Origin of the sequence: Pseudomonas sp. NPDC012596 (assembly GCF_042902325.1) — a bacterium.
Lineage (GTDB): Bacteria > Pseudomonadota > Gammaproteobacteria > Pseudomonadales > Pseudomonadaceae > Aquipseudomonas.
Map to the genome: position 1 here is coordinate 23181 of NZ_JBIBEB010000014.1, position 18909 is coordinate 42089.

At 57.5% G+C, this 18909-nt stretch carries 16 protein-coding genes and 3 pseudogenes; 8 read left to right on the top strand and 11 right to left on the bottom strand.

Annotated elements, in window-relative coordinates:
* Positions 1–153 precede the first annotated feature (153 nt).
* The gene (locus tag ACFY68_RS17395) at positions 154–2253 is read left to right on the top strand and encodes an AAA family ATPase (protein ID WP_387529697.1); all 2100 of its coding nucleotides are present in this window, start codon (positions 154–156) and stop codon (positions 2251–2253) included.
* Positions 2254–2544: 291 nt separating this feature from the next.
* On the opposite strand, the pseudogene ACFY68_RS17400 reads toward ACFY68_RS17395, so the two are convergent.
* From ACFY68_RS17400 to ACFY68_RS17425, 6 genes and pseudogenes are all read right to left on the bottom strand, one after another.
* A pseudogene (locus ACFY68_RS17400) lies at positions 2545–2852 on the bottom strand (tyrosine-type recombinase/integrase); the annotation flags it as partial.
* Between the two features lie 45 nt (positions 2853–2897).
* A pseudogene (locus ACFY68_RS17405) lies at positions 2898–3578 on the bottom strand (transposase domain-containing protein).
* A gap of 96 nt (positions 3579–3674) precedes the next feature.
* A complete protein-coding gene (gene tnpB / locus ACFY68_RS17410; RefSeq protein ID WP_387529700.1) occupies positions 3675–3956 on the bottom strand; it encodes an IS66 family insertion sequence element accessory protein TnpB in 282 nt (93 codons plus the stop codon).
* 320 nt (positions 3957–4276) lie between these two features.
* A complete protein-coding gene (locus tag ACFY68_RS17415) occupies positions 4277–4957 on the bottom strand; it encodes a hypothetical protein (RefSeq protein ID WP_387529703.1) in 681 nt (226 codons plus the stop codon).
* On the bottom strand, positions 4950–6167 hold the full coding sequence (locus ACFY68_RS17420; RefSeq protein WP_387529706.1) for an AAA family ATPase: 1218 nt from the start codon (positions 6165–6167) through the stop codon (positions 4950–4952). Before ACFY68_RS17420 ends, ACFY68_RS17415 begins: the two co-directional genes overlap by 8 nt.
* Positions 6168–6333: 166 nt before the next feature.
* Positions 6334–6483, bottom strand: a pseudogene (locus ACFY68_RS17425) (DNA adenine methylase); the annotation flags it as partial.
* A 526-nt stretch (positions 6484–7009) separates the two neighbouring features.
* Here ACFY68_RS17425 and dusA point away from each other — a divergent pair.
* The 3 genes from dusA (at position 7010) to ACFY68_RS17440 (ending at position 11126) form a co-directional block, all read left to right on the top strand.
* The gene (gene dusA, locus ACFY68_RS17430; protein WP_387529709.1) at positions 7010–8020 is read left to right on the top strand and encodes a tRNA dihydrouridine(20/20a) synthase DusA; all 1011 of its coding nucleotides are present in this window, start codon (positions 7010–7012) and stop codon (positions 8018–8020) included.
* Positions 8021–8242: 222 nt separating this feature from the next.
* Positions 8243–9169 carry a transaldolase gene (gene tal, locus ACFY68_RS17435; protein ID WP_387529712.1) on the top strand — a complete coding sequence of 309 codons (927 nt, stop codon included), beginning with the start codon at positions 8243–8245 and terminating at the stop codon, positions 9167–9169.
* Positions 9170–9269: 100 nt separating this feature from the next.
* Positions 9270–11126 carry an alkaline phosphatase D family protein gene (locus ACFY68_RS17440; protein WP_387529715.1) on the top strand — a complete coding sequence of 619 codons (1857 nt, stop codon included), beginning with the start codon at positions 9270–9272 and terminating at the stop codon, positions 11124–11126.
* 174 nt (positions 11127–11300) lie between these two features.
* On the opposite strand, the gene rssC is transcribed toward ACFY68_RS17440, so the two are convergent.
* The 3 genes from rssC to ACFY68_RS17455 all read right to left on the bottom strand — a co-directional run bounded on the left by rssC (position 11301) and on the right by ACFY68_RS17455 (position 14063).
* Positions 11301–11783 carry an anti-sigma factor antagonist RssC gene (gene rssC / locus ACFY68_RS17445; protein ID WP_186555062.1) on the bottom strand — a complete coding sequence of 161 codons (483 nt, stop codon included), beginning with the start codon at positions 11781–11783 and terminating at the stop codon, positions 11301–11303.
* Entirely contained in the window at positions 11780–12964 is a 1185-nt protein-coding gene (rssB, locus tag ACFY68_RS17450; protein WP_346615824.1) for a two-component system response regulator RssB, read from the bottom strand. Before rssB ends, rssC begins: the two co-directional genes overlap by 4 nt.
* Positions 12965–13355: 391 nt before the next feature.
* Positions 13356–14063 carry a VacJ family lipoprotein gene (locus ACFY68_RS17455; RefSeq protein ID WP_387529718.1) on the bottom strand — a complete coding sequence of 236 codons (708 nt, stop codon included), beginning with the start codon at positions 14061–14063 and terminating at the stop codon, positions 13356–13358.
* Positions 14064–14253: 190 nt separating this feature from the next.
* Here ACFY68_RS17455 and ACFY68_RS17460 point away from each other — a divergent pair, with 190 nt between their 5' ends.
* Positions 14254–14817 carry a phosphonoacetaldehyde phosphonohydrolase-related protein gene (locus ACFY68_RS17460; protein ID WP_387529721.1) on the top strand — a complete coding sequence of 188 codons (564 nt, stop codon included), beginning with the start codon at positions 14254–14256 and terminating at the stop codon, positions 14815–14817.
* Positions 14818–14939: 122 nt separating this feature from the next.
* Positions 14940–15203, top strand: a complete 264-nt coding sequence (locus ACFY68_RS17465) for a DUF4404 family protein (RefSeq protein ID WP_346613863.1) — start codon at positions 14940–14942, stop codon at positions 15201–15203.
* 132 nt (positions 15204–15335) lie between these two features.
* Here the strand turns inward: ACFY68_RS17465 and queF are convergent, their stop codons facing one another.
* Both queF and ACFY68_RS17475 read right to left on the bottom strand, forming a co-directional pair.
* A complete protein-coding gene (queF, locus tag ACFY68_RS17470) occupies positions 15336–16166 on the bottom strand; it encodes an NADPH-dependent 7-cyano-7-deazaguanine reductase QueF (protein ID WP_387529724.1) in 831 nt (276 codons plus the stop codon).
* A gap of 68 nt (positions 16167–16234) precedes the next feature.
* A complete protein-coding gene (locus ACFY68_RS17475) occupies positions 16235–16738 on the bottom strand; it encodes a plastocyanin/azurin family copper-binding protein (RefSeq protein WP_387529727.1) in 504 nt (167 codons plus the stop codon).
* A gap of 152 nt (positions 16739–16890) precedes the next feature.
* Between ACFY68_RS17475 and cinR the strand changes: the two genes are divergently transcribed.
* Positions 16891–17571, top strand: a complete 681-nt coding sequence (gene cinR / locus ACFY68_RS17480) for a two-component system response regulator CinR (protein WP_387529730.1) — start codon at positions 16891–16893, stop codon at positions 17569–17571.
* Positions 17571–18908: a heavy metal sensor histidine kinase gene (locus tag ACFY68_RS17485; RefSeq protein WP_387529732.1), complete on the top strand. Its 1338-nt coding sequence runs from the start codon at positions 17571–17573 to the stop codon at positions 18906–18908. Before cinR ends, ACFY68_RS17485 begins: the two co-directional genes overlap by 1 nt.
* Position 18909: the final 1 nt, after the last annotated feature.

Here is an 18909-nt window from a genome sequence, read left to right on the forward strand (position 1 = left end):
GCTTAGCCCCCCCGGGGCAACCGCCTACGTTTCATGTCCCGATAGCTTGCCAAGCGATTCAAAAAGCTTATATGGTTAGGAGCCAGTAGCGACCCTTGACCCCCAAATCACCAGTAGTTCCGACCTTTCCATTGAGATTGCAGGGATGTAAAAATGAAAATAAAATCATTGTCAATTGAAAACTTTCGAGGAATAAGCAAGGTTGAGATCGACAATCTTGGGGACACCATAATTATTGCAGGCCAAAATGGGTCAGGTAAATCCTGTATATTTGACGCAATAAGACTTCTCAAAAGCTGCTATGGTGGATACCAACAAAATGAATGGCAACATTTCTTTGGGGAATTTGCAATTCAACTTCATGGAGGCTCAAGAAATCTTAATGGTTTGTTCAATGATACATCCAAGCCTTTAAAGATAAAATGTGAATTTATCCTCAGAGACAATGAAAAAGAATACATTTCCAGCAACGCCGAAAGCCTTTTAGAACAAACAATATGGCAAACATTACTACCTGAAGCCTTTCAATATGGCGGTCACCACAAGGCGCTATTTTCCGCTCAATTCAGAGAGCGACAACCTGAGGTTACTAACAGGGTATCTCAGGAACTCCCACTACTAATGGAGGCTCTTTCGAAAAACAGCACACTTGGAATTGTAACAATTGATCCTCAAGGCCACATTCACGTGGAAGACTCCCGCCTTCTTACGGTTGCATTTACCAATTACAAGCCTCGAGACATTGGCGTCATAGACTTTCATGGCGCACAGAGACACTATGGCCGAGAAACAGTTCAAGGCATCAACCTTAACCTCGAGCAAACCAATCAGCAATACAGCCAACACACCCTGTACAATTACAACAACAAATACAATAACGTAAAAAGCGAAATGGCTGGCAATTTCATCAAGGAAATTCTTGCAGAGAAAGCGTTGCCCTCCGGAGGTGACCAATCTTCTTCGCTGACGTCGACACTTAAAGAGCTTTTCGAATCATTCTTTCCGGAAAAAAAGTTTCTGGGCCCTCAACCCACGCCAGAAGGTAGCCTTTCATTTCCAGTCATCACCCCCAACGGAACTGTACATGACTTGGATGAACTTAGCTCCGGCGAGAAAGAAATTCTATACGGCTATCTTCGCATCAGAAGCTCAGCACCACGTGACTCGATTATCCTCTTAGATGAACCTGAGCTACACCTAAACCCCAGGCTAATCCGAGGACTTCCAGAGTTTTATAGAAAGCACCTTGGCGAGGCACTTAAAAATCAGTTGTGGCTGGTGACGCATTCTGACGCCTTGATTAGAGAGGCAGTAGGGAAACCGGGCTTCAATGTTTTCCATATGAGTCCATGTGGCTCAGAACAACCGGGATCATCCCAGCTGAAGGCCTTAACCGTCGGCAAAGATCTCGAGATGGCCACTGCGGACTTAGTGGGGGACTTAGCAGCATATAGGCCGGGCGGCAAAGGATTGATTTTTGAAGGTGGGGGTGACTCTGATTTTGACAAGTCCATCGCCGCCTCTCTTTTCCCCGAAGAGCTTCGAGGAATAAACTTAATTTCAGGTACAAATAAAAACCGGGTTAAGGCATTACATGAAATCCTTGCTCGCGCCTATGAACGCGGCCACCAGCCTACTAAATATTACGCAATAGTAGATCGCGACTCAGAAACAAGCCCAGATTCGGGCGGAGGGGTAAACCGATTTGAATGGGATGTATACCACATCGAAAACTACCTACTTCACCCAGAGATTATCTCCGAGGTCATTAACACCCTCAACATGGGAGAGACGCAGTGCAACAAAGACTCTGTGAGGGATAAGCTAAATCAAGCCGCACGCAAAGTAGTGCCGCAAATGATCATACGAAAAATGCGCTCACACGCCAACTCTAAGATCGTACAATCCATTGATCTAGGCTTTTCCCCAGAGACTTCTAATGTCTCTGAAGATTTACATAAAGCCATTACCCGCTCAATGGAGAGGATCAAAACTCAAGCAAACACATCTCTTCTTGAGTCAGAACTCAAAACCTTAGAGAATGATATTCGCACCGAAATGGATGAAAGCTTTACCAACGGGGCTTGGCTGCAAAACATTCCGGGACGAGACATTCTAAAACAATATATATCTATTGAAGGGATCTCCATAAACTACGAGATCTTCAGAAATCTGATCGTAGCTAAGATGGTAGAGAAAGGCTACAAGCCTGAAGGGATGAGCCGAATAATAAATCAAATAGCTAGCGACTAGCTCACACATATGAGCCATGAGATACACGGCCAACCTTACGCATCTGACGCGAAGTGAGCCATGACATTCTGGGGAGTGCGCCTCTAAACGAAACCACATTCCGTTTAGGCGAGCCAATTGCGGGTCGAGAATGGCCACTCCTGAAAAACCCATTGGACCGAGGCGTCTGAATGCTTGTAGCAGATAATGCCGACTCGTGCCGATCAAACCATACAATGCACTGACGAGATCAGGCCCAACTGGCTAATCAATGCAGGTACATGTTATGGTCAAATTTGCGCCCCCAATCAACTACTCAACCCGGGCGCCTAAGGTTACTGAGGCCTCGATAATCCGCTCTAACCAACTCCATTCCATATATCGATCGCCACGCCCCTCAGATGGGTATAACGCCGCAGCGAGTTCCAGTCACGATGGCCGGAAACACTCGGTACGCGCGGGATATCCCAATCCATTTCGAACAACCGGTCGTGGCGCAGATCGTGAAAGTGCAGATCGTCTATACCACCCATCTTGCATGCCCTAGACCAAGCCGTACCGATTGAGTCGGTATTGTAAGGAAGGATCTCAGTGCACAGGCGCGGCATGCTCTGCACAATGTAAGCGCTCCATAAACCCCACCGGTCTTAATATGGCTGGCGCGGTCAGCTAGGCGATGCGGGTGAGCAGTGCCACGGCAGCAAGGCCTTGTAATCTTCAACCGATGTCGCCGTTGGCAGGCGTTCCAGTGCGTGGCGCAGCCACGCATAGGGCTTTTGGCCGTTGGCTTTGGCAGTCTCGACCAGGCTGTAAAGTTGAGCACTGGCCGCCGCGCCCTTGGGCGTGTCGCTAAACAGCCAGTTCTTTCTTCCGATCACGAAGGGGCGAATCGCGCGTTCAGCGGCATTGTTGTCGATCGGCAGGTAACCTTCCTCGTAAGCGCTTCACCTGTTCGCTGACTTCATCGCCGATGGCATGTTTGCGGCAGCCACAAGCGCAGGTCAGTTCATGCTCAGGCAGTTCGTGGACAACTTCGATACGCGGCAAATCAGCCGGCAGCGGCTTGCGCTTGCCACGGCGTTTGGTCGGCGCAAAAACTTCCTCGTCGCCAGCCTCATCCAAGGACTCGGCAAGGCTTTCCGCTTCGTCGAAGAGTGGCAATTGTGGTGTCGCCGCATCGCCTGTTTGCTCGGTCTTGCGCCCGAACAAGCGCTGGCGCAGCAGCGCAAATTCCTCTTCGAGATGAACGATCTTGCCTTGTCGGACGCGCGCTCGTTGATCATCTGCTCAAGCAGTTGCTTGAGCAGAACAGGATCGTCAGGGAGGTTTTCGGGCATGGGAATCATGCCGTGGATTTTACCGAATCAGGCGACGTATCGAGGCGTCAAAACCTGATGGGGACGGTTGCGCCAGAGATCGAAGCCATCGAGCAGCCAGTTCAGTTACTGAACGGTCAGGACAATGGCGACGTCTGTCGGATCGGGTGAGGTTTTGAACCGCTCGGAGTACAGGCGCTTGAGCCAGAGGCAGAAGCCGTTGCGCTCCCAATACAGGATCTTCACGCGGTTGCGCGGCTTGTTGAGGAAGACGAAAAGCACCGGGTCGAACACCGCCACCTTGATATCGAGTTCGACCAGTGCGGCCAGGCCATCGATGGATTTTCGAAAGTCGACAGGCTTGGGGTAGAGGTACACTTTTTCGACTTTGGCGTCAGGTCGCATCATGTGGACGAGCTCCAGAAAAAATCGGGAGCACAGCATCAGGGATTAAGTAGGCGCTTTGAATGTGGGGTTCATGGAGCGCTTACAGCTCGCCTGCCCCTCGCATCGATCGAGACCGCCTGCAGCCCCGCGAACTGCCTGATAGCGCAGGCTAACGCCCACGGGGTATGTCTCTGCTTGGACATAGGTCATGTGATTGCTCGTTCCGATCGAGTGAGTAGAGATTCTGTTCGACAACACCGCCACTCAGCGAATGGCCGAGCTTGCTGACGGCACTCTACTCAAGTGACCTCAAACTGACCTGCTGAAAATGAATTGGGATCTCAAGGGTTATCTGTCACCTCGTATAGATTAATTGAATCCCTTAATAAATCATAAAGTGGTGGCGAATCGATAACTGCCCACCTCAAAAAAGCGGAATACTCCTGCTTCACATCCATTAACGCTTTCAAATGTTCGACTGCTAGCTCGCGCGCCGCAGGCAACTGATCATCATCGATATAAACATTAATATGCTCGACAACCTTGGCAAACCTCTTATAAACACGCTTTCGCAAATGCGTGCTAACAATTGCTTTATTCCCCGTATCATCCTCGTTAAAAATCCGTGTAAGAAGCTCAGCAGTACGCACAGCCTTTGGCTCATCCCCCACCGCTTGAATTGATATTTTTGCATACGGCGTCAAGGGAGGGGTGTGCCTAACAAGCATCAGGACGTTACAACTTAAATCAGCACAATCCAATATATCATCATAAAGATGGCGCTTAAAATTATTGCAGCGACCGCACGAATAGTAGAGATTAGCCCAATCAAATCTCTTTAAACTGCAACCTTGATGAGCTTGAAAATGTTCAACGTTGAGGGAAAGCGGCTCTTTTGTCTCACAGATATAACATTTACCGTGAAACGTCTTATCTAAAGCCTCAAGCACATCCGGGTCAGAGTAGCTTCTCTGGGCAAGCAATGACTCAGGGATAGCCTTTGATCTAACCACGTTAAACATCAGAACCTCCCTTCTTCCGAACCAGATATTTATTTTTTGATATCTCGTAAAACATTCTTGATTCATCGTCAAACGTATCAACATGAGGCGCTAGTTCTACCAGCAAGCTCTCCAGCGATTCAAGATTATCTTCTGTGGAGGCACTAAGACCGACAAGCTCAGCTATTTTTTCTTGCATCTTCTGCGAAATGGGCGGCACGCCGAGTATCGCTTCAACTATGTGCTCTAGGGAAAACAAGGAAAGGTCTTCGCACATCTTTCCAGTGGATAGATCATAAATTAATGAGTCGTCAGTAGAGCTAATAACAAATGGCGAGTGGGTCGATACAATGAACTGTACTTTCGGGAACGACCGAGTAAGAAAAGGCAAAATCTTTCGCTGAATGGATATGTGGAGATGCGCATCAATTTCATCAATCAGGACAACGCCTGAAATATCGACAGGAAGAATATTGAAATATTCCGCCCTAACTAGCAAGTCCGCATAAATATCAAAAATCGCTAAATAGCCAGAGGAAAGCGATTGAAAAGAGTATGGCGGACGGCCATCTTGCACCAAAGAAAACGACAACCCCTCATCATTAAACTCCAACCTAAGCGAGCCATCTTCAAAGAGATACCGCAGATCATCTTCAAATCGCGCAAACCATTCGTCTATTTTCGCATTTTTTGCTTTGTCGTCACGCAGCAGCGCCAGCGCCATGTTGACCTTTAAATTGACTAAGTGCTGCTCTAGATCCACACCTAAATTAGATTGGGTTGCCTGCAGCATTCTATCGGTCTTAAGTGGGGTGGCCGCTTGAACTTTTGAAATTGAAATCCTTCGCGTTGCCTCATAAAAGCGAATAATCGCATGACCGCTTTTATAATCCTGTATTAATTTAAGGCCATCGACATACGATACATCCAGCGGATAGGTGTTAGAATTGATAAAATTTCGATATTGATCTATCGTATTAATCAAACCGGGATCTTCAGCAAGTCGCACTTCAGTAACTGCTAAAGCCTGCCTATATCCAGGCAGATGCAATAGCTGCTCGCTAATAATATTTAAAGTCAACACCTTATAAAGAGACGTTAAAAAAGACGTCTTACCCGAGCCATTACGACCTATTAAGACCACATTCTTCGAAGAGAACGCAATATTTACGCTTTTACTGGTTGTAACTATTTCACCCTTGATGTTCGTAATGAAGCCTTTGGAATTCATATTGCCTCCCTTCTCTGCCATTTTCAGGCACTTCTAATTATCGCTTCGGCACCGCCGATTCACTTCAGTTTGGCTCGGCTTTAACCACATCACAATGACTGCATGACGGCCAGTGTACTGGCATTCCTAACCTTAATGTTAATCCTGAGCGGAAGCGGCGATCAGATCAGAACAAACCGTCGAGCGATGAGGGTTCCAAATTCGTGATCACCAGATCGCGAGTCACCTTCGCCCTGCCCTGCCGCTGATTAGTGTTGGTATAGCGGATATCCATGCGTTAGAAGTGGAAGCCGCGGAAGACGCGCCGGATTATTGGGGCTGCTTCGCAGCCCATCGCAGGCAAGCCAGCTCCTACAGGTGCGGCGTAGCGTTTGAAATTTAGGCTGCCGACACTGGTGCTGGCGCTGGCGCTGGTTGCCAATGATGGACTGTAGTGTGGAAAGGCATCGGGGGTTCGTTGGCCGAACTTGGGCTGGGGGTTGCCCGATCTCCCGCAGGAGGATGACTAATGATGCTGAATAGTCACGTGGGCCGGTATCCGTGAGGCGCTCTACATATTGTGTCCATGGCTTACCGAGGCTGAGGGTATAGGGCCTCATGTCGCGGCATCAGCATTCGAAGGACGTGTTTCCGGACGAACCGCGATCTCTCTTGGTAAACTAGCTGCCTTCTCTCCTCAAGCGAACAGGGCCTGTGAAGCAGGCTTAACAATCTGCCCTGCGTGCGCTGCTCGTTGCCACGGGCATTTGCTACACGCTGCACCCCGGTTACTAGATCGCAGCCTTCGCTTGCTGAAATCACCCTGAAAACCCCCAAAATTGGTACAAAACACGTTGAACGAAATGACTGCAAAATCAGGCTCAAAGCCACAAACCACGCGCCCTGAGCCGTCACGCCGCTTCAGCGTTGCACCGATGATGGACTGGACCGACCGCCACTGTCGCTTCTTCCTGCGCCTGCTTTCCAAACACACGCTGCTCTACACCGAAATGGTCACCACCGGCGCCCTGCTGCACAACGACGCCCACCGTTTCCTGCGCCATGACGTCTCCGAGCACCCGCTGGCGCTGCAACTGGGGGGCAGCGTGCCGGCCGACCTGGCCGCGTGTGCGCGCCTGGCGGAGGATGCGGGCTACGACGAGGTCAACCTGAATGTCGGCTGCCCGAGCGACCGCGTGCAGAACAACATGATCGGCGCCTGCCTGATGGCCCACCCGGCGTTGGTTGCCGATTGCGTCAAATCCATGCGTGACGCCGTGTCGACGCCGATCACCGTGAAGCACCGCATCGGCATCAATGGCCGTGACAGCTATGCCGAGTTGTGTGATTTCGTGGGTACGGTGCGCGAGGCGGGCTGCCGCAGCTTTACCGTGCATGCGCGGATCGCGATTCTTGAAGGGCTGTCGCCGAAGGAAAACCGTGAGATTCCGCCGCTGCGTTACGACGTGGCCGCGCAATTGAAAGCGGACTTCCCGGACCTGGAGATTGTACTCAACGGCGGCATCAAGACCTTGGCCGAGTGCCAGGCGCACCTTCAGACGTTCGATGGGGTGATGATGGGGCGCGAGGCGTACCACAACTCGTATGTGCTGGCTGAGGTGGATCAGCTGCTGTTTGGCAGTGATGCGCCGGTGGTCAGCCGTAGCGAGGCGATGGCGCAGTTGCGGCCTTATATCGTGGCGCATATGGAAAGTGGCGGTGCGATGCATCACGTCACCCGGCACATTCTGGGGTTGGGCCAGGGCTTCAAGGGGGCGCGGCGGTTCCGGCAGTTGCTGTCGGCAGATATTCACAAGGCGCCGGAGCCGCTGGTGGTGTTTGACCAAGCGGCGGAGTTGTTGCAGGGGCGGTAAGGTGGCCCGGCGGGCCCTATCGTCGGCAAGCCGGCTGCCACAGGGACCGCGCTGAACCTGCTCCTACCGGGATGTGTTGAAGCTTTCAAGGGCGGTGGGGAACCTCGTGCTGGCTGGTGACTCGAATCATCACCTTCGACAATTCGCCACCGCCCCAATGGCCCCTTGAGCGGCCGTCGGGGCTCGGGTAATGTCGAGACATCGCACAGGACAGAGCACGCCATGACTTCCAAGCTGGAACAACTCAAGCAGTTCACCACCGTTGTCGCCGACACCGGGGACCTGGACGCCATCACCCGCCTCAAGCCGGTGGATGCCACCACCAACCCGTCGCTGTTGCTCAAGGCTGCCGCCATCCCGGGCTATGCCGAGCTGCTCAAGCAGGTCAAAGGCGACGCCAAGGGCAATGTCGACCTGGCCTGCGACAAGTTCGCCGTGGCCGTGGGCGCGGGTATTCTCAAGGCGATCCCGGGGCGTATCTCCACGGAAGTGGATGCTCGCCTGTCGTTCGATGAGCCGGCACTGCTGAACAAGGCCCGCCAGCTGATCGGGCTGTATGAAGCGGCTGGGGTGCCCAAAGATCGCGTGCTGATCAAGCTGGCCTCCACCTGGGAAGGCATCCGTGCTGCCGAGAAGCTTGAGAAGGAAGGCATCCAGACCAACCTGACCCTGCTGTTCTCGTTCGCCCAGGCACAAGCCTGCGCCGATGCCGGGGTGTTCCTGATTTCGCCGTTCGTGGGCCGTATCTACGACTGGTACAAGAAAAGCACCGGCCAGGAGTATGTCGGTGCCGAGGACCCGGGCGTGCAGTCCGTCACGCGCATCTACAACTATTACAAGGCCAACGGTTACGACACCGTGGTCATGGGCGCCAGCTTCCGCAATATCGGCCAGATCGAGCAACTGGCCGGCTGCGATCGCCTGACCATCAGCCCGGAGCTGCTGCAGCAACTGAGCGATGACCAGGGCGAGTTGCCGCGCGCACTCAAGCCGGGCAATGCCGGCGAGGCCAAGCAGGTGCTGAGCGAAAGCCAGTTCCGCTGGGCCATGAACGAAGATGCCATGGGCACCGAGAAGCTGGCCGAGGGCATTCGCCAGTTTGCGCGCGACCAGGAGAAGCTGGAAAAGCTGATGGCTGACAAAGCCTGACACAAATCTGGTTTGCCAGGCGGGCGGGAAATGTTCAGCATTTTCCGCCCGTTTTGTTTCACTCCCGCCGAAACGGGCCTTTCAGACACCAGAGCTGTTGATGACCCTCACCTCCTTGCCCCTCGTTCTCGCCGGCCCGGTACTGCGCCGCCTGGAGCCACAGCGCCTGGCCATCTGGCTAGTCGGCAGCCAACCGTTGCAACCCGAGTTCATCATGGATAGCGCGGCCAAGATGGGGTGCCAGGTCATCCCGATCGGCCAGCATGCTTTTATTCACCTGCTGGACATCCATTTCGCCCAACCCCTGCCCTGTAACGTCGCCATCGAATACGACCTGCTGGTCAACGGCCAAGGCATCGCCGACTGGGCGCCACACCTGCTCTACCCTGGCAGCCAGCGGCCGAGCCTGGTGCTGCGCGGTCGCCTGGAGCAGCTACTGCACGGCTCGTGCCGCAAACCCCATCACCCAGCCGCCGATGGCCTGCTGTGCGCCGACCGCTTGCTGGCAGCCTGCGAGCCTGAAGCGCGCCCTGCTGTGCTGCTGATGACCGGCGACCAGGTTTATGCCGATGACGTTGCCGGCCCGATGTTGCGGGCCATTCATTCGCTGATCGAGTGCCTCGGCCTGTTCGATGAGCAGCTGCAAGGCGCCGTGGTCGCCGACAGCCAGTCGCTCTACCAACACCCTGCCAGCTATTACCACCGCGCCGACCTGCTGCCCGCCCAGGAACGCAACGAAACATTGCGCGAGCGCTTCTTTGGCGGCAAGCGCAAACCGATATTCTCGTCCAGCAATGCCGACAACCACCTGGTGACGTTCGCCGAGGTCATGGCCATGTACCTGCTGGTGTGGTCGCCCGTGCCCTGGCAACTGGTCAGCCTGCAGATGCCCGCAGGCCTCGCCGCGCCGCACCAGGCGCGCTACCGCGCAGAACTGCCGTTGATCGAGGCGTTTGCCGCCAACTTGGGCCAGGTAGCGCGGGTAATGGCGCACCTGCCCTGCCTGATGATTTTCGACGATCACGACATCACCGACGATTGGAACCTCTCGGCGCAGTGGGAAGAAACCGCCTATGGCCACCCCTTCTCGCGGCGGATCATCGGTAATGCCCTGCTCGGTTACCTGCTGTGCCAGGCCTGGGGCAACGACCCGGATAGCTGCACGGCCCTGGCCGAGCAATACCAGGCGCTCGCCCGCCCGCACCTGGACCGCCAGGCGCAAGACCAACTGATCGGTGACCTGCTGCGTTTCCAGGGCTGGCAGTTCAGCCTGCCCAGCAACCCGCCGCTGCTGGTGCTGGACACGCGCACGCGCCGCTGGCGCAGCGAGAGCGACCTGGCCAAACCCTCCGGCCTGCTCGACTGGGAGGCGCTGAGCGAACTGCAGCAAGCGTTGCTCGACCACCCTTCGGCGATCATCGTGTCACCGGCGCCGATCTTCGGGGTCAAGCTGATCGAAACGGTACAGAAGCTGTTCAGCTGGCTGGGCTACCCGCTACTGGTGGATGCCGAAAACTGGATGGCCCACCGCGGCGCCGCCCAGGTGATCCTGAACATCTTCCGCCATTCGCGCACGCCTGGGCATTACGTGGTGCTGTCGGGCGATGTGCACTACTCGTTCGTCTACGAGGTTTTGATTCGCCATCGCCAGCGTAGCCCGCACTTGTGGCAGGTCACCAGCAGCGGGATCAAAAATGAATTTCCGCGACGGCTGCTGGATGTGCTCGACCGGCTCAACCGCTGGCTGTATTCGCCGCGCTCACCGCTCAACTGGTTTACTCGGCGACGGGAAATGGAGGTGGTACCGCGTACACCTAGCCATAGCAAGGCCGGGGAGCGGTTGTGGAACAGTGCGGGGTTGGGGCAGGTGTTCTTTGATGAACAGGGGCGGCCGGCACGGGTGTTTCAGCTGAATGCTGATGGCGCCGAGGCGACGGAGTTTGCGCGGCGGGAGTGATTGGGCGGGGGTACTTTATAGGGCTTGCCGGCCTCTTCGCGGGGCAAGCCCGCTCCCACAAACTGGACTGCCCCCCACGGGTTGGATTGGTGTCCAACTTCTTGGGGGAAGTCCAAACCCAAGGCTCCTGTGGGAGCGGGCTTGCCCCGCGAAGAGGCCCTTGCGGACGAACAATCAGGACCGCTCTAGCGCACTCACCAGGTCGTGGAAGGCTTCACGGTTGGAGTCATTCAAGCCCATGAGAATCTTGTGCGCCTCCAGCACCTTGGAACGCACCACGTCTTCGTTCTGATCTTGCGAAGGCAGATCGGTCAGGCACTCCGGGCATGGCACTGGGCGGTCGACGATGTTGAACACCTGATCGAACCCCATGGATTGCAGCAGCCGCGAAATATCCGGGTTGGTGGTGACCACGGTCGGCAGCAAGCCGACTTTCTGGCGCGACAGGATCGACAGCTTCGCCAGCAGGCCCAGCGTGGTGCTGTCGATGCTCTCGGTTTCCGTCAGGTCGATGACGATGGCCGAGAAATTCAACGCGGTGAAGATTTTCTCGATCGTCGCATCCAGCGCCGAACACAGCGTCAGGCGCACTTCACCGACGAACTTCAGAACGAAGGTACCACTCTGCTCGGCGAACTGGATTCTACCGGTACTCATTGAAGGTTCCTGCTCAACACCATTAGGGCGATATCATCCGGCATCTCCCCAAGCGTAGCCAATCCAAATCGTTGGCGCAGCCCATCCAGGCTGCCACCCGCTGCCTTGACGATTTCCGGCAAGGCGGCCTCTTTATCTTTGAGCGTGTCACCTGGCAAAAGGTCCAGGATGCCATCGGACATCAGGCTCAGGCTGAATTGCGGTGGCAGCTCCATCACAAGGTCCTGATAGGTGGCTTCGTCGAACAAACCCACCGGCAGGCCACGGCCTTCCAGGTAGCGGGCCTGGCCCGGGGTATACAGCACCGGCAGCGGCAGGTGGCCGCCAACGGCGTAGGTCAGCAGGCCGGTATCTTCGTCGATCACCCCGCCAACCATGGTCACGTGCTTGCCCAGCTTGGAGTTGATCAAGCCACGGTTGATGTGGCTGAGCACTTCCGAGGGTTTGAATTCGCGCAATTTGCTGTTGCGCTTGAATTCGAACATCAGCCGGGTGGTCATGAATTTCAGCAACACGGTGACGAATGCCGATGACGCGCCATGCCCGGAAACATCGGCCAGATAAAACGCAATGCGCCGATCATCCACACGGAAATAGTCGGTGAAGTCGCCAGACAGGTACAGCGACGGGATGATCTGATGCTCGAAGGCGAACTCCCCGACAGCCCAGGGGCTCTCCGGCAGCATGTTCATCTGCACCTGCCGACCGGCGGTCTGGTCCTCCTGCAACAGGTGCAGGCTGGCCTCCAGTTCGCGGTTGGCCGCTTCGAGCTTGTCGCGGTAACGCTGGTTTTCCACCACCAGGCGCGAACGGTCGAGCGCTCGGCGCACCGAGTGCTCGAGCACGGCAAGGTCTTCCAGCGGCTTGATCAGGTAGTCCGCCGCGCCAAGGCGCAAGGCCTCGACCGCGTCGCTCATCACGCCGGCACCCGATACCACGATCACCGGCAACTGCGGGGCACGCTCGCTGACCTGGCGGATCAGTTCGAGGCCGCCCATCTGCGGCATGCGCAGATCGCAGATCACGAGGTCGGGCTGGTGTTCTTCAAAGACCTGGAGCCCCTGCTGGCCATTACTGGCCTGGAGGACGCTGAAGCCACTGTCTTCCAGATAGGCGGCGAGGCTCGCACGGACCACGTCGTCATCATCGATGATCAGCAGCGTTGCACTGATTTTCTGCATGTGGGCGAACGGCGCCGATTTGGGTTGGTGCAGGGGCGTCTGCAAGGCTGACATCCGGCTGCTGGAATACTCTGTGGTAACACTCTACTTGAGTTGTAGGCCAAGAAGGCGGCCCAGGCAACCGTCAGAGGTACCTTGTAAGGCGCAGACGGTACTCCCATCCGCCAGGCGTTTCAAGCATGCGTGGGTCGAGTTCGATGCTCTTTGCAGGCGAAATCACCGGGAGTTATAAGAAAGGTGACTTGTGTAACCCAATGAGCAGGATGTCGCACGCCGGCGAAGCCCTTAAATCGATGAGAAACGCGGCTTCATCCGCATGCGCATCCTCGCCATGCATTGATCTGTTACGAAAAAGGCGACCCGAAGGTCGCCTTTTCAGCACAGGCCTGACTCAGAAATCGTCTTCGACCTCGCCATCCTTCACCTTGAACTCACGGTTCTGCAGGTAGGCGTTGCGAATGAAGATGTATTTGTCACCCTGAATCAGCTTTTCTGCCGACAGCAGGCTGGCGCGTGTATCAACGATATCCAGGGCGAAGATCGAGTTGCGGGTCGGCACGTGGTCGATGTAGCGGTACGGCTTGGTGTAGCTGTCCGGGTACTTGGCCAGGCCGTCACGCACGGTGCTTGGGCCAAGCAGAGGGATGACCACATACGGGCCGCTGGGTACGCCCCAATAGCCGAGGGTCTGGCCGAAGTCTTCGTCGCTGCGCTGCAGGCCCATCTTGGTGCCCACGTCGAAGAAACCGCCGAGGCCGAAGGTGGTGTTGACGATCAGCCGCGCCGTGTCCACGCCCGCAGCATGCGGTTTGAGCTGCAGCACGTTGTTGGCCAGGTTGGTGACATCGCCCAGGTTGCGGAAGACGTTGTGAATGCCATCCTCGAGGAACTGGGGAGTTACTGCCTGGTAGCCCTGCGCCAATGGCTTGAGGGCATAGGTGTCGAGGACATCATTGAAACGGAAGATCGGCCGGTTGACCGTCTCCCAGGGATCCTCCTCGGTGGCTGCCTGAGTGGCTGCCACGGGTGCCAGCAGCAAGCTGGCACAGACACAGGCCTGGGTGACTCGCTCGATCACACCGGCACCGATCCTACGCATAGATGTTTCTCCATCGAATTTCTCGGCCGCAAGCGCAACAGGTGCGCCGCTGGTAAGGCGGCAGTATAGAGGCTTGCGGGCTGATAAACAGCTTTACACGTTTTTGCTCAATATTTTGTGAACATGGGTTGAGCGTCATAGGCCCGTAACAATGACCGCATAGCCTGCGAAATATTTCAGGGAAGTTGCCATGCACGATGCGCCCGCCTTTACCGCTGTGCTGTTCGGCCTGCGCGGTTGCCTGGTCCAGGCCGCCAGCGGCAGCCCCCTGCCTGCCCCCGGGGCCCTCGACACCCTCGCCGGCCTGCGCCGCCAGCAGGTGCCGTGCATCTGGCTCGACGACCTGAGCAGCACCCAGGGCAAACGCCTGGCCAGCGTGCTACCCGACTGGTTGCCGGGGCACGTGGCCAATGGCGTGCGCTGGCCGGCGCCCAACGCCTGCTGGCAGGCACTGATGGCAATCGACAGCCGATGCCTGGACGGCTGCGTACTGGTCAGCGGTGAACCGCGCCTGCTGCAGTCGGGCCTGAACGCGGGTTTGTGGACCATTGGCCTGGCTGCCTGCAGCCCATCCTGCGACCTAGGCTCGCAGGCGTGGCAAGGCATGAGCCAACAGGAACAAGAGCTGGCCCGCGGCAAGGCCACGCTGGAGCTGTTCCGCTTGGGCGTGCACTCGGTGATCGACCACCTCGAAGCGCTGGACACCTGCCTGACCGACATCGCCTTGCGCCGGCGCAAAGGTGAAAAACCCTGACACAGCACCCTTGATACGGATCATGCAAAGCACCGGCGAGTGGATTACGCTGAAGACAGGCACGAACCTTTGCCGCTTCGCTGAGGTCCATGCCTTGCCAAGCCATTGATGGAGAACAACCAATGCCTGCCCGCGAATTGCAAGAGCGCCTGAACAGCTTGCGCGAGCAACTGGATCGAAACGTTCCGCTTACCGATGAAGAACTGGCCGCGCTACACGAGGAAGCCAGGCAGATCGAGGCGCAACTGAAGCTTGAAGAAGCCACGCCGGACAATAACGTGGTGGACGGTGTCAACCTGGCCATAGAGCGCTTCGAGGCCGACCACCCGGACCTGACCGCGACCCTGCGCAGCATTGTCAACTCGCTGCACAGCATGGGCATCTGACAAACGCTGGGGCCGCTTCGCGGCCCTTTCGCGACACAAGGCCGCTCCCACAGGCTATTCGCTGCGCGGTGTACCTGTAGGAGCGGGCTTGCCCCGCGAATGGGCCGAAAAACGGCTCCAGTCATGTCAGAACTACTGCCGAACCAACCGCACATTCTCCGGGGTGATTGCCGCTGTGCTGCGGTACGGGTTGATGTCCAGCCCACCCCGGCGCACATACCGCGCGTATACGGTCAGATGCTCAGGCTGCAGCAGGTTTTTCAAGTCCAGGTAGATCCGCTCCACGCACTGCTCGTGGAAGTCGGCATGCTGGCGGAAGCTGATCAGGTAAGTCAGCAGGCTGGCAGGGTCCAGCGCCCGGCCCTTGTACTCGACCACCACGCTGCCCCAGTCTGGCTGGCCCGTCACCGGGCAGTTGGACTTGAGCAGGTGGCTGTGCAGGGTTTCTTCCACTACCCGTTCCGGGTCGCAGCGCAGCAGCTCTGGCTGTGGCTGTTCGTAGTTGCTGATGGCCACGTCCAGCGCATCGATGCACTGCCCTGGCAACGCCACAACACCCTGCGCCTCCACCTCTGCCAACGTACGCACCTTCACACCCACCGGCTTGCCGGCAGCGGCCGACAAATCCTTTTCAAGGCAGGCCTGCAGCTCAGCGATGGAAGCGAATGCGGTCTGGTTCAGCGAGTTCAGGTAGAGCTTGAATGACTTCGACTCGATGATGTTCGGCGAATCGGCAGGGATGGCGAACTCACCGATCGCCACCACCGGCTTGCCCGACGGCAGCAGCCAGGACAGTTCGAAGCAGTTCCAGTAATCCACGCCTTGCCACGGCAGAGTCTGGGCGGTAACCCCCAGCTCGGCCCACTTGGCCGTGCGCGGGATCGGGAACAGCAGCGAGGGCGTGTAGGTGGCGATGTACTCGCTGGACTTGCCCAGCGGGGAATGTTCGGCGGCGGGATGCATGCAAACTGACCTGAAGGTTTGGAAATGCCCTTAGTCTACCGTTTTTACACCCCGCCTTGCAGCGCAAGTCACTCGATGGTCAGCGGCCCGACCATGCCAGCTTGGTAATGCCCCGGTACGTTGCAGGCGAACTCGATGGGCGCCGACTGGCGGAAAGTCCAGGTCAGCTCGGCACGCTGGCCCGGCTGCACCAGCACGGTGTTGCCAGCGTGATGGCCGTGATCACCGTGATTCATCTGGCCGTGGTCCATGCCATCGTGGTTCATGCCGGCAGTGAACAGCTTGCCCTGCATGGCGACCATTTCTTTCTGGTGCTCGGCGTGCATGGCCTTGTCGCCCAGGTTGAATTCGTGGGGCAGCTGGCCTTTGTTGATCAGGACAAAGCGCACAGTCTCACCCGCCTTGACCTTGAGGCTCTGGGGCTCGAAGGCGATGTCCTTCAACACCACCTCGACCGTGCGGGTGGCCTTCGCCGCCGGGGCGGGCTCGCCAAAGGCGAAGCTTTTGCCACCGTCTGCGAGGCTGGGCAGGCTGACCAGGGCAAGGGCGGCGGCGATGAACAGGTGTTTCATGATGACTCCAGAACTTACAGCAGGGATAGGCCACTTTAGAAAGCGCTGACTGGCAGCTGGCTGACGGGAAGATTACAACTTTGTCAGCTTGGCCGGCGGCTGGGATAGTCACGTATCATTTCAGACATCACACCTGTACCTGTGGGCACTGCATGAAACTGCTGATCGTCGAAGACCAGGCCCGCACCGGCCAGTACCTGAGCCAGGGCCTCAGTGAAGCGGGCTTTGCCACCGAACTGGCTGCCGACGGCGAAACCGGCCAGCACCTGGCCCTGAGCGGCGATCACGACCTGCTGATCCTCGACGTGATGCTGCCAGGCCGTGATGGCTGGCAGATCCTCCAGGCCGTGCGCCAGGCCGGCCTGGACACGCCGGTGCTGTTCCTCACCGCGCGCGACGCCGTCGAGGACCGCGTGCACGGCCTGGAGCTGGGCGCCGACGACTACCTGGTCAAACCGTTTGCCTTTTCCGAATTGCTGGCCCGGGTCCGCAGCCTGCTGCGCCGCGGTGCCAGCCCCAGCCAAGACACCACCCTCGCCCTGGCCGACATGCGCCTGGACCTGATCCGCCGCCGCGCCGAGCGCGCAGGCCAGCGCATCGACCTCACCGCCAAAGAGTTCGCCCTGCTCGAATTGCTGCTGCGCCGCCAGGGCGAAGTCCTGCCCAAGTCGCTGATCGCCTCCCAGGTGTGGGACATGAATTTCGACAGCGACACCAACGTCATCGAGGTCGCCATCCGCCGCTTGCGCTTGAAGATCGATGACCCGCACCCCAACAAGTTGATCCACACCGTGCGCGGCATGGGTTACGTACTCGAAGAGCGCAACGACTGATGCGCAGGCTTTCCCTCGGCAGCCGCCTGGCATTGCTGTTCGCCGCCTGTACCGCAGCCGTTTCACTAGGTGCCGGGCTACTGTTCAACCGCGCCAGCGAACAGCACTTCATTGAACTCGACCAGCAATTGCTCGAATCGCGTCTGTCGCTGCTGCGTGGTCAACTCTCGGGGCTGGAACGCCCCAGCGACCTGCAAGCCCTGCTGCCAGCCTTGCGCAACGAGCTCAGCCACCAGGCCGACCTGGCCTTGCGCATCACTGGCAACGATGGCCGCGCATGGTACGCCAGCCGCAACGCATTGCCCGATGCCCCCACCGCCTCGGGCCTGTCGACCTTGCATGCGGGCGGCGTCGACTACCGCAGCCTGGCCGTGCGGCTGAACCCTGAGGCCCGGCTGACCCTGTTTCTCGATATCACCCACCATCAGCATTTCCTGCAGGGCATGCAGCGCCTGATTTGGTTGACGGTGGGCCTGTCGGCACTGGCCACGGCGCTGCTCGGTGCCTGGGCCGCACGCCGCGGGCTGCAGCCGTTGCGGCAGATGGGCCAGGTGGCTGCCAGCGTTTCGGCGCGCTCGCTGACCACACGCCTGCCCGTCGCACAGATGCCCGAAGAGCTGGCAGCGCTGGCCAGCACGGTGAATGCGATGCTGCAGCGCTTGGAAGACGCCTTTCAGCGCCTTTCGGCGTTTTCCGCCGACATCGCCCATGAACTGCGCACGCCGCTGTCCAACCTGCTGACCCACACCCAGGTCACCCTCACCCGCCCGCGCAGCCTGGAAGACTACCGCGAGGCCCTGCATGGCAACTTGGAAGAACTGCAAGGGATGGCGCAGATGATCAACGACATGTTGTTCCTGGCCAAGGCCGACCATGGCCTGCTGGTGCCAGGGCAGGCGGCGCTGGCGTTGCACGACGAGGTTGATGCATTGCTCGAGTACTACGCACCGCTGGCCGAAGAGGGCGCGGTAACGCTGGTGCGCGAAGGTGAAGCGACCCTGCAGGGCGACCGGCACATGCTGCGCAGGGCGTTGTCCAACCTGCTGGACAATGCCTTGCGGTTTACCCCGGAGGGCGGGGAAATACGCGTGACGCTGGCGCCTGGGTCAAGCATCTGCGTGGCCAATACCGGCATGCCGATTGAGCCTGCTGCATTGCCTCGGCTGTTTGATCGGTTTTACCGGGTGGACCCGTCGCGGCGGGAAGGCTGCAGCGAACATGCGGGGCTCGGGTTGGCGATTACCCGCTCGATCATCCAGGCCCATGGTGGGAGTATCCGGGCGGAGTGTGGGGGTGGCTGGACGCGGTTCTTGATCGAGTTCAGCGAAAATCATTAGA

What these genes read in the sequence shown, in the direction of transcription:
- dusA (WP_387529709.1), top strand. Translation starts at nt 7,010, where the DNA reads ATGACTGCAAAATCAGGCTCAAAGCCACAAACCACGCGCCCTGAGCCG.
- ACFY68_RS17395 (WP_387529697.1), top strand. Translation starts at nt 154, where the DNA reads ATGAAAATAAAATCATTGTCAATTGAAAACTTTCGAGGAATAAGCAAG.
- cinR (WP_387529730.1), top strand. Translation starts at nt 16,891, where the DNA reads ATGAAACTGCTGATCGTCGAAGACCAGGCCCGCACCGGCCAGTACCTG.
- rssC (WP_186555062.1), bottom strand. Translation starts at nt 11,783, where the DNA reads ATGAGTACCGGTAGAATCCAGTTCGCCGAGCAGAGTGGTACCTTCGTT.
- ACFY68_RS17420 (WP_387529706.1), bottom strand. Translation starts at nt 6,167, where the DNA reads ATGAATTCCAAAGGCTTCATTACGAACATCAAGGGTGAAATAGTTACA.
- tal (WP_387529712.1), top strand. Translation starts at nt 8,243, where the DNA reads ATGACTTCCAAGCTGGAACAACTCAAGCAGTTCACCACCGTTGTCGCC.
- queF (WP_387529724.1), bottom strand. Translation starts at nt 16,166, where the DNA reads ATGCATCCCGCCGCCGAACATTCCCCGCTGGGCAAGTCCAGCGAGTAC.
- ACFY68_RS17460 (WP_387529721.1), top strand. Translation starts at nt 14,254, where the DNA reads ATGCACGATGCGCCCGCCTTTACCGCTGTGCTGTTCGGCCTGCGCGGT.
- ACFY68_RS17475 (WP_387529727.1), bottom strand. Translation starts at nt 16,738, where the DNA reads ATGAAACACCTGTTCATCGCCGCCGCCCTTGCCCTGGTCAGCCTGCCC.
- ACFY68_RS17465 (WP_346613863.1), top strand. Translation starts at nt 14,940, where the DNA reads ATGCCTGCCCGCGAATTGCAAGAGCGCCTGAACAGCTTGCGCGAGCAA.
- ACFY68_RS17440 (WP_387529715.1), top strand. Translation starts at nt 9,270, where the DNA reads ATGACCCTCACCTCCTTGCCCCTCGTTCTCGCCGGCCCGGTACTGCGC.
- ACFY68_RS17455 (WP_387529718.1), bottom strand. Translation starts at nt 14,063, where the DNA reads ATGCGTAGGATCGGTGCCGGTGTGATCGAGCGAGTCACCCAGGCCTGT.
- ACFY68_RS17485 (WP_387529732.1), top strand. Translation starts at nt 17,571, where the DNA reads ATGCGCAGGCTTTCCCTCGGCAGCCGCCTGGCATTGCTGTTCGCCGCC.
- tnpB (WP_387529700.1), bottom strand. Translation starts at nt 3,956, where the DNA reads ATGATGCGACCTGACGCCAAAGTCGAAAAAGTGTACCTCTACCCCAAG.
- rssB (WP_346615824.1), bottom strand. Translation starts at nt 12,964, where the DNA reads ATGCAGAAAATCAGTGCAACGCTGCTGATCATCGATGATGACGACGTG.
- ACFY68_RS17415 (WP_387529703.1), bottom strand. Translation starts at nt 4,957, where the DNA reads ATGTTTAACGTGGTTAGATCAAAGGCTATCCCTGAGTCATTGCTTGCC.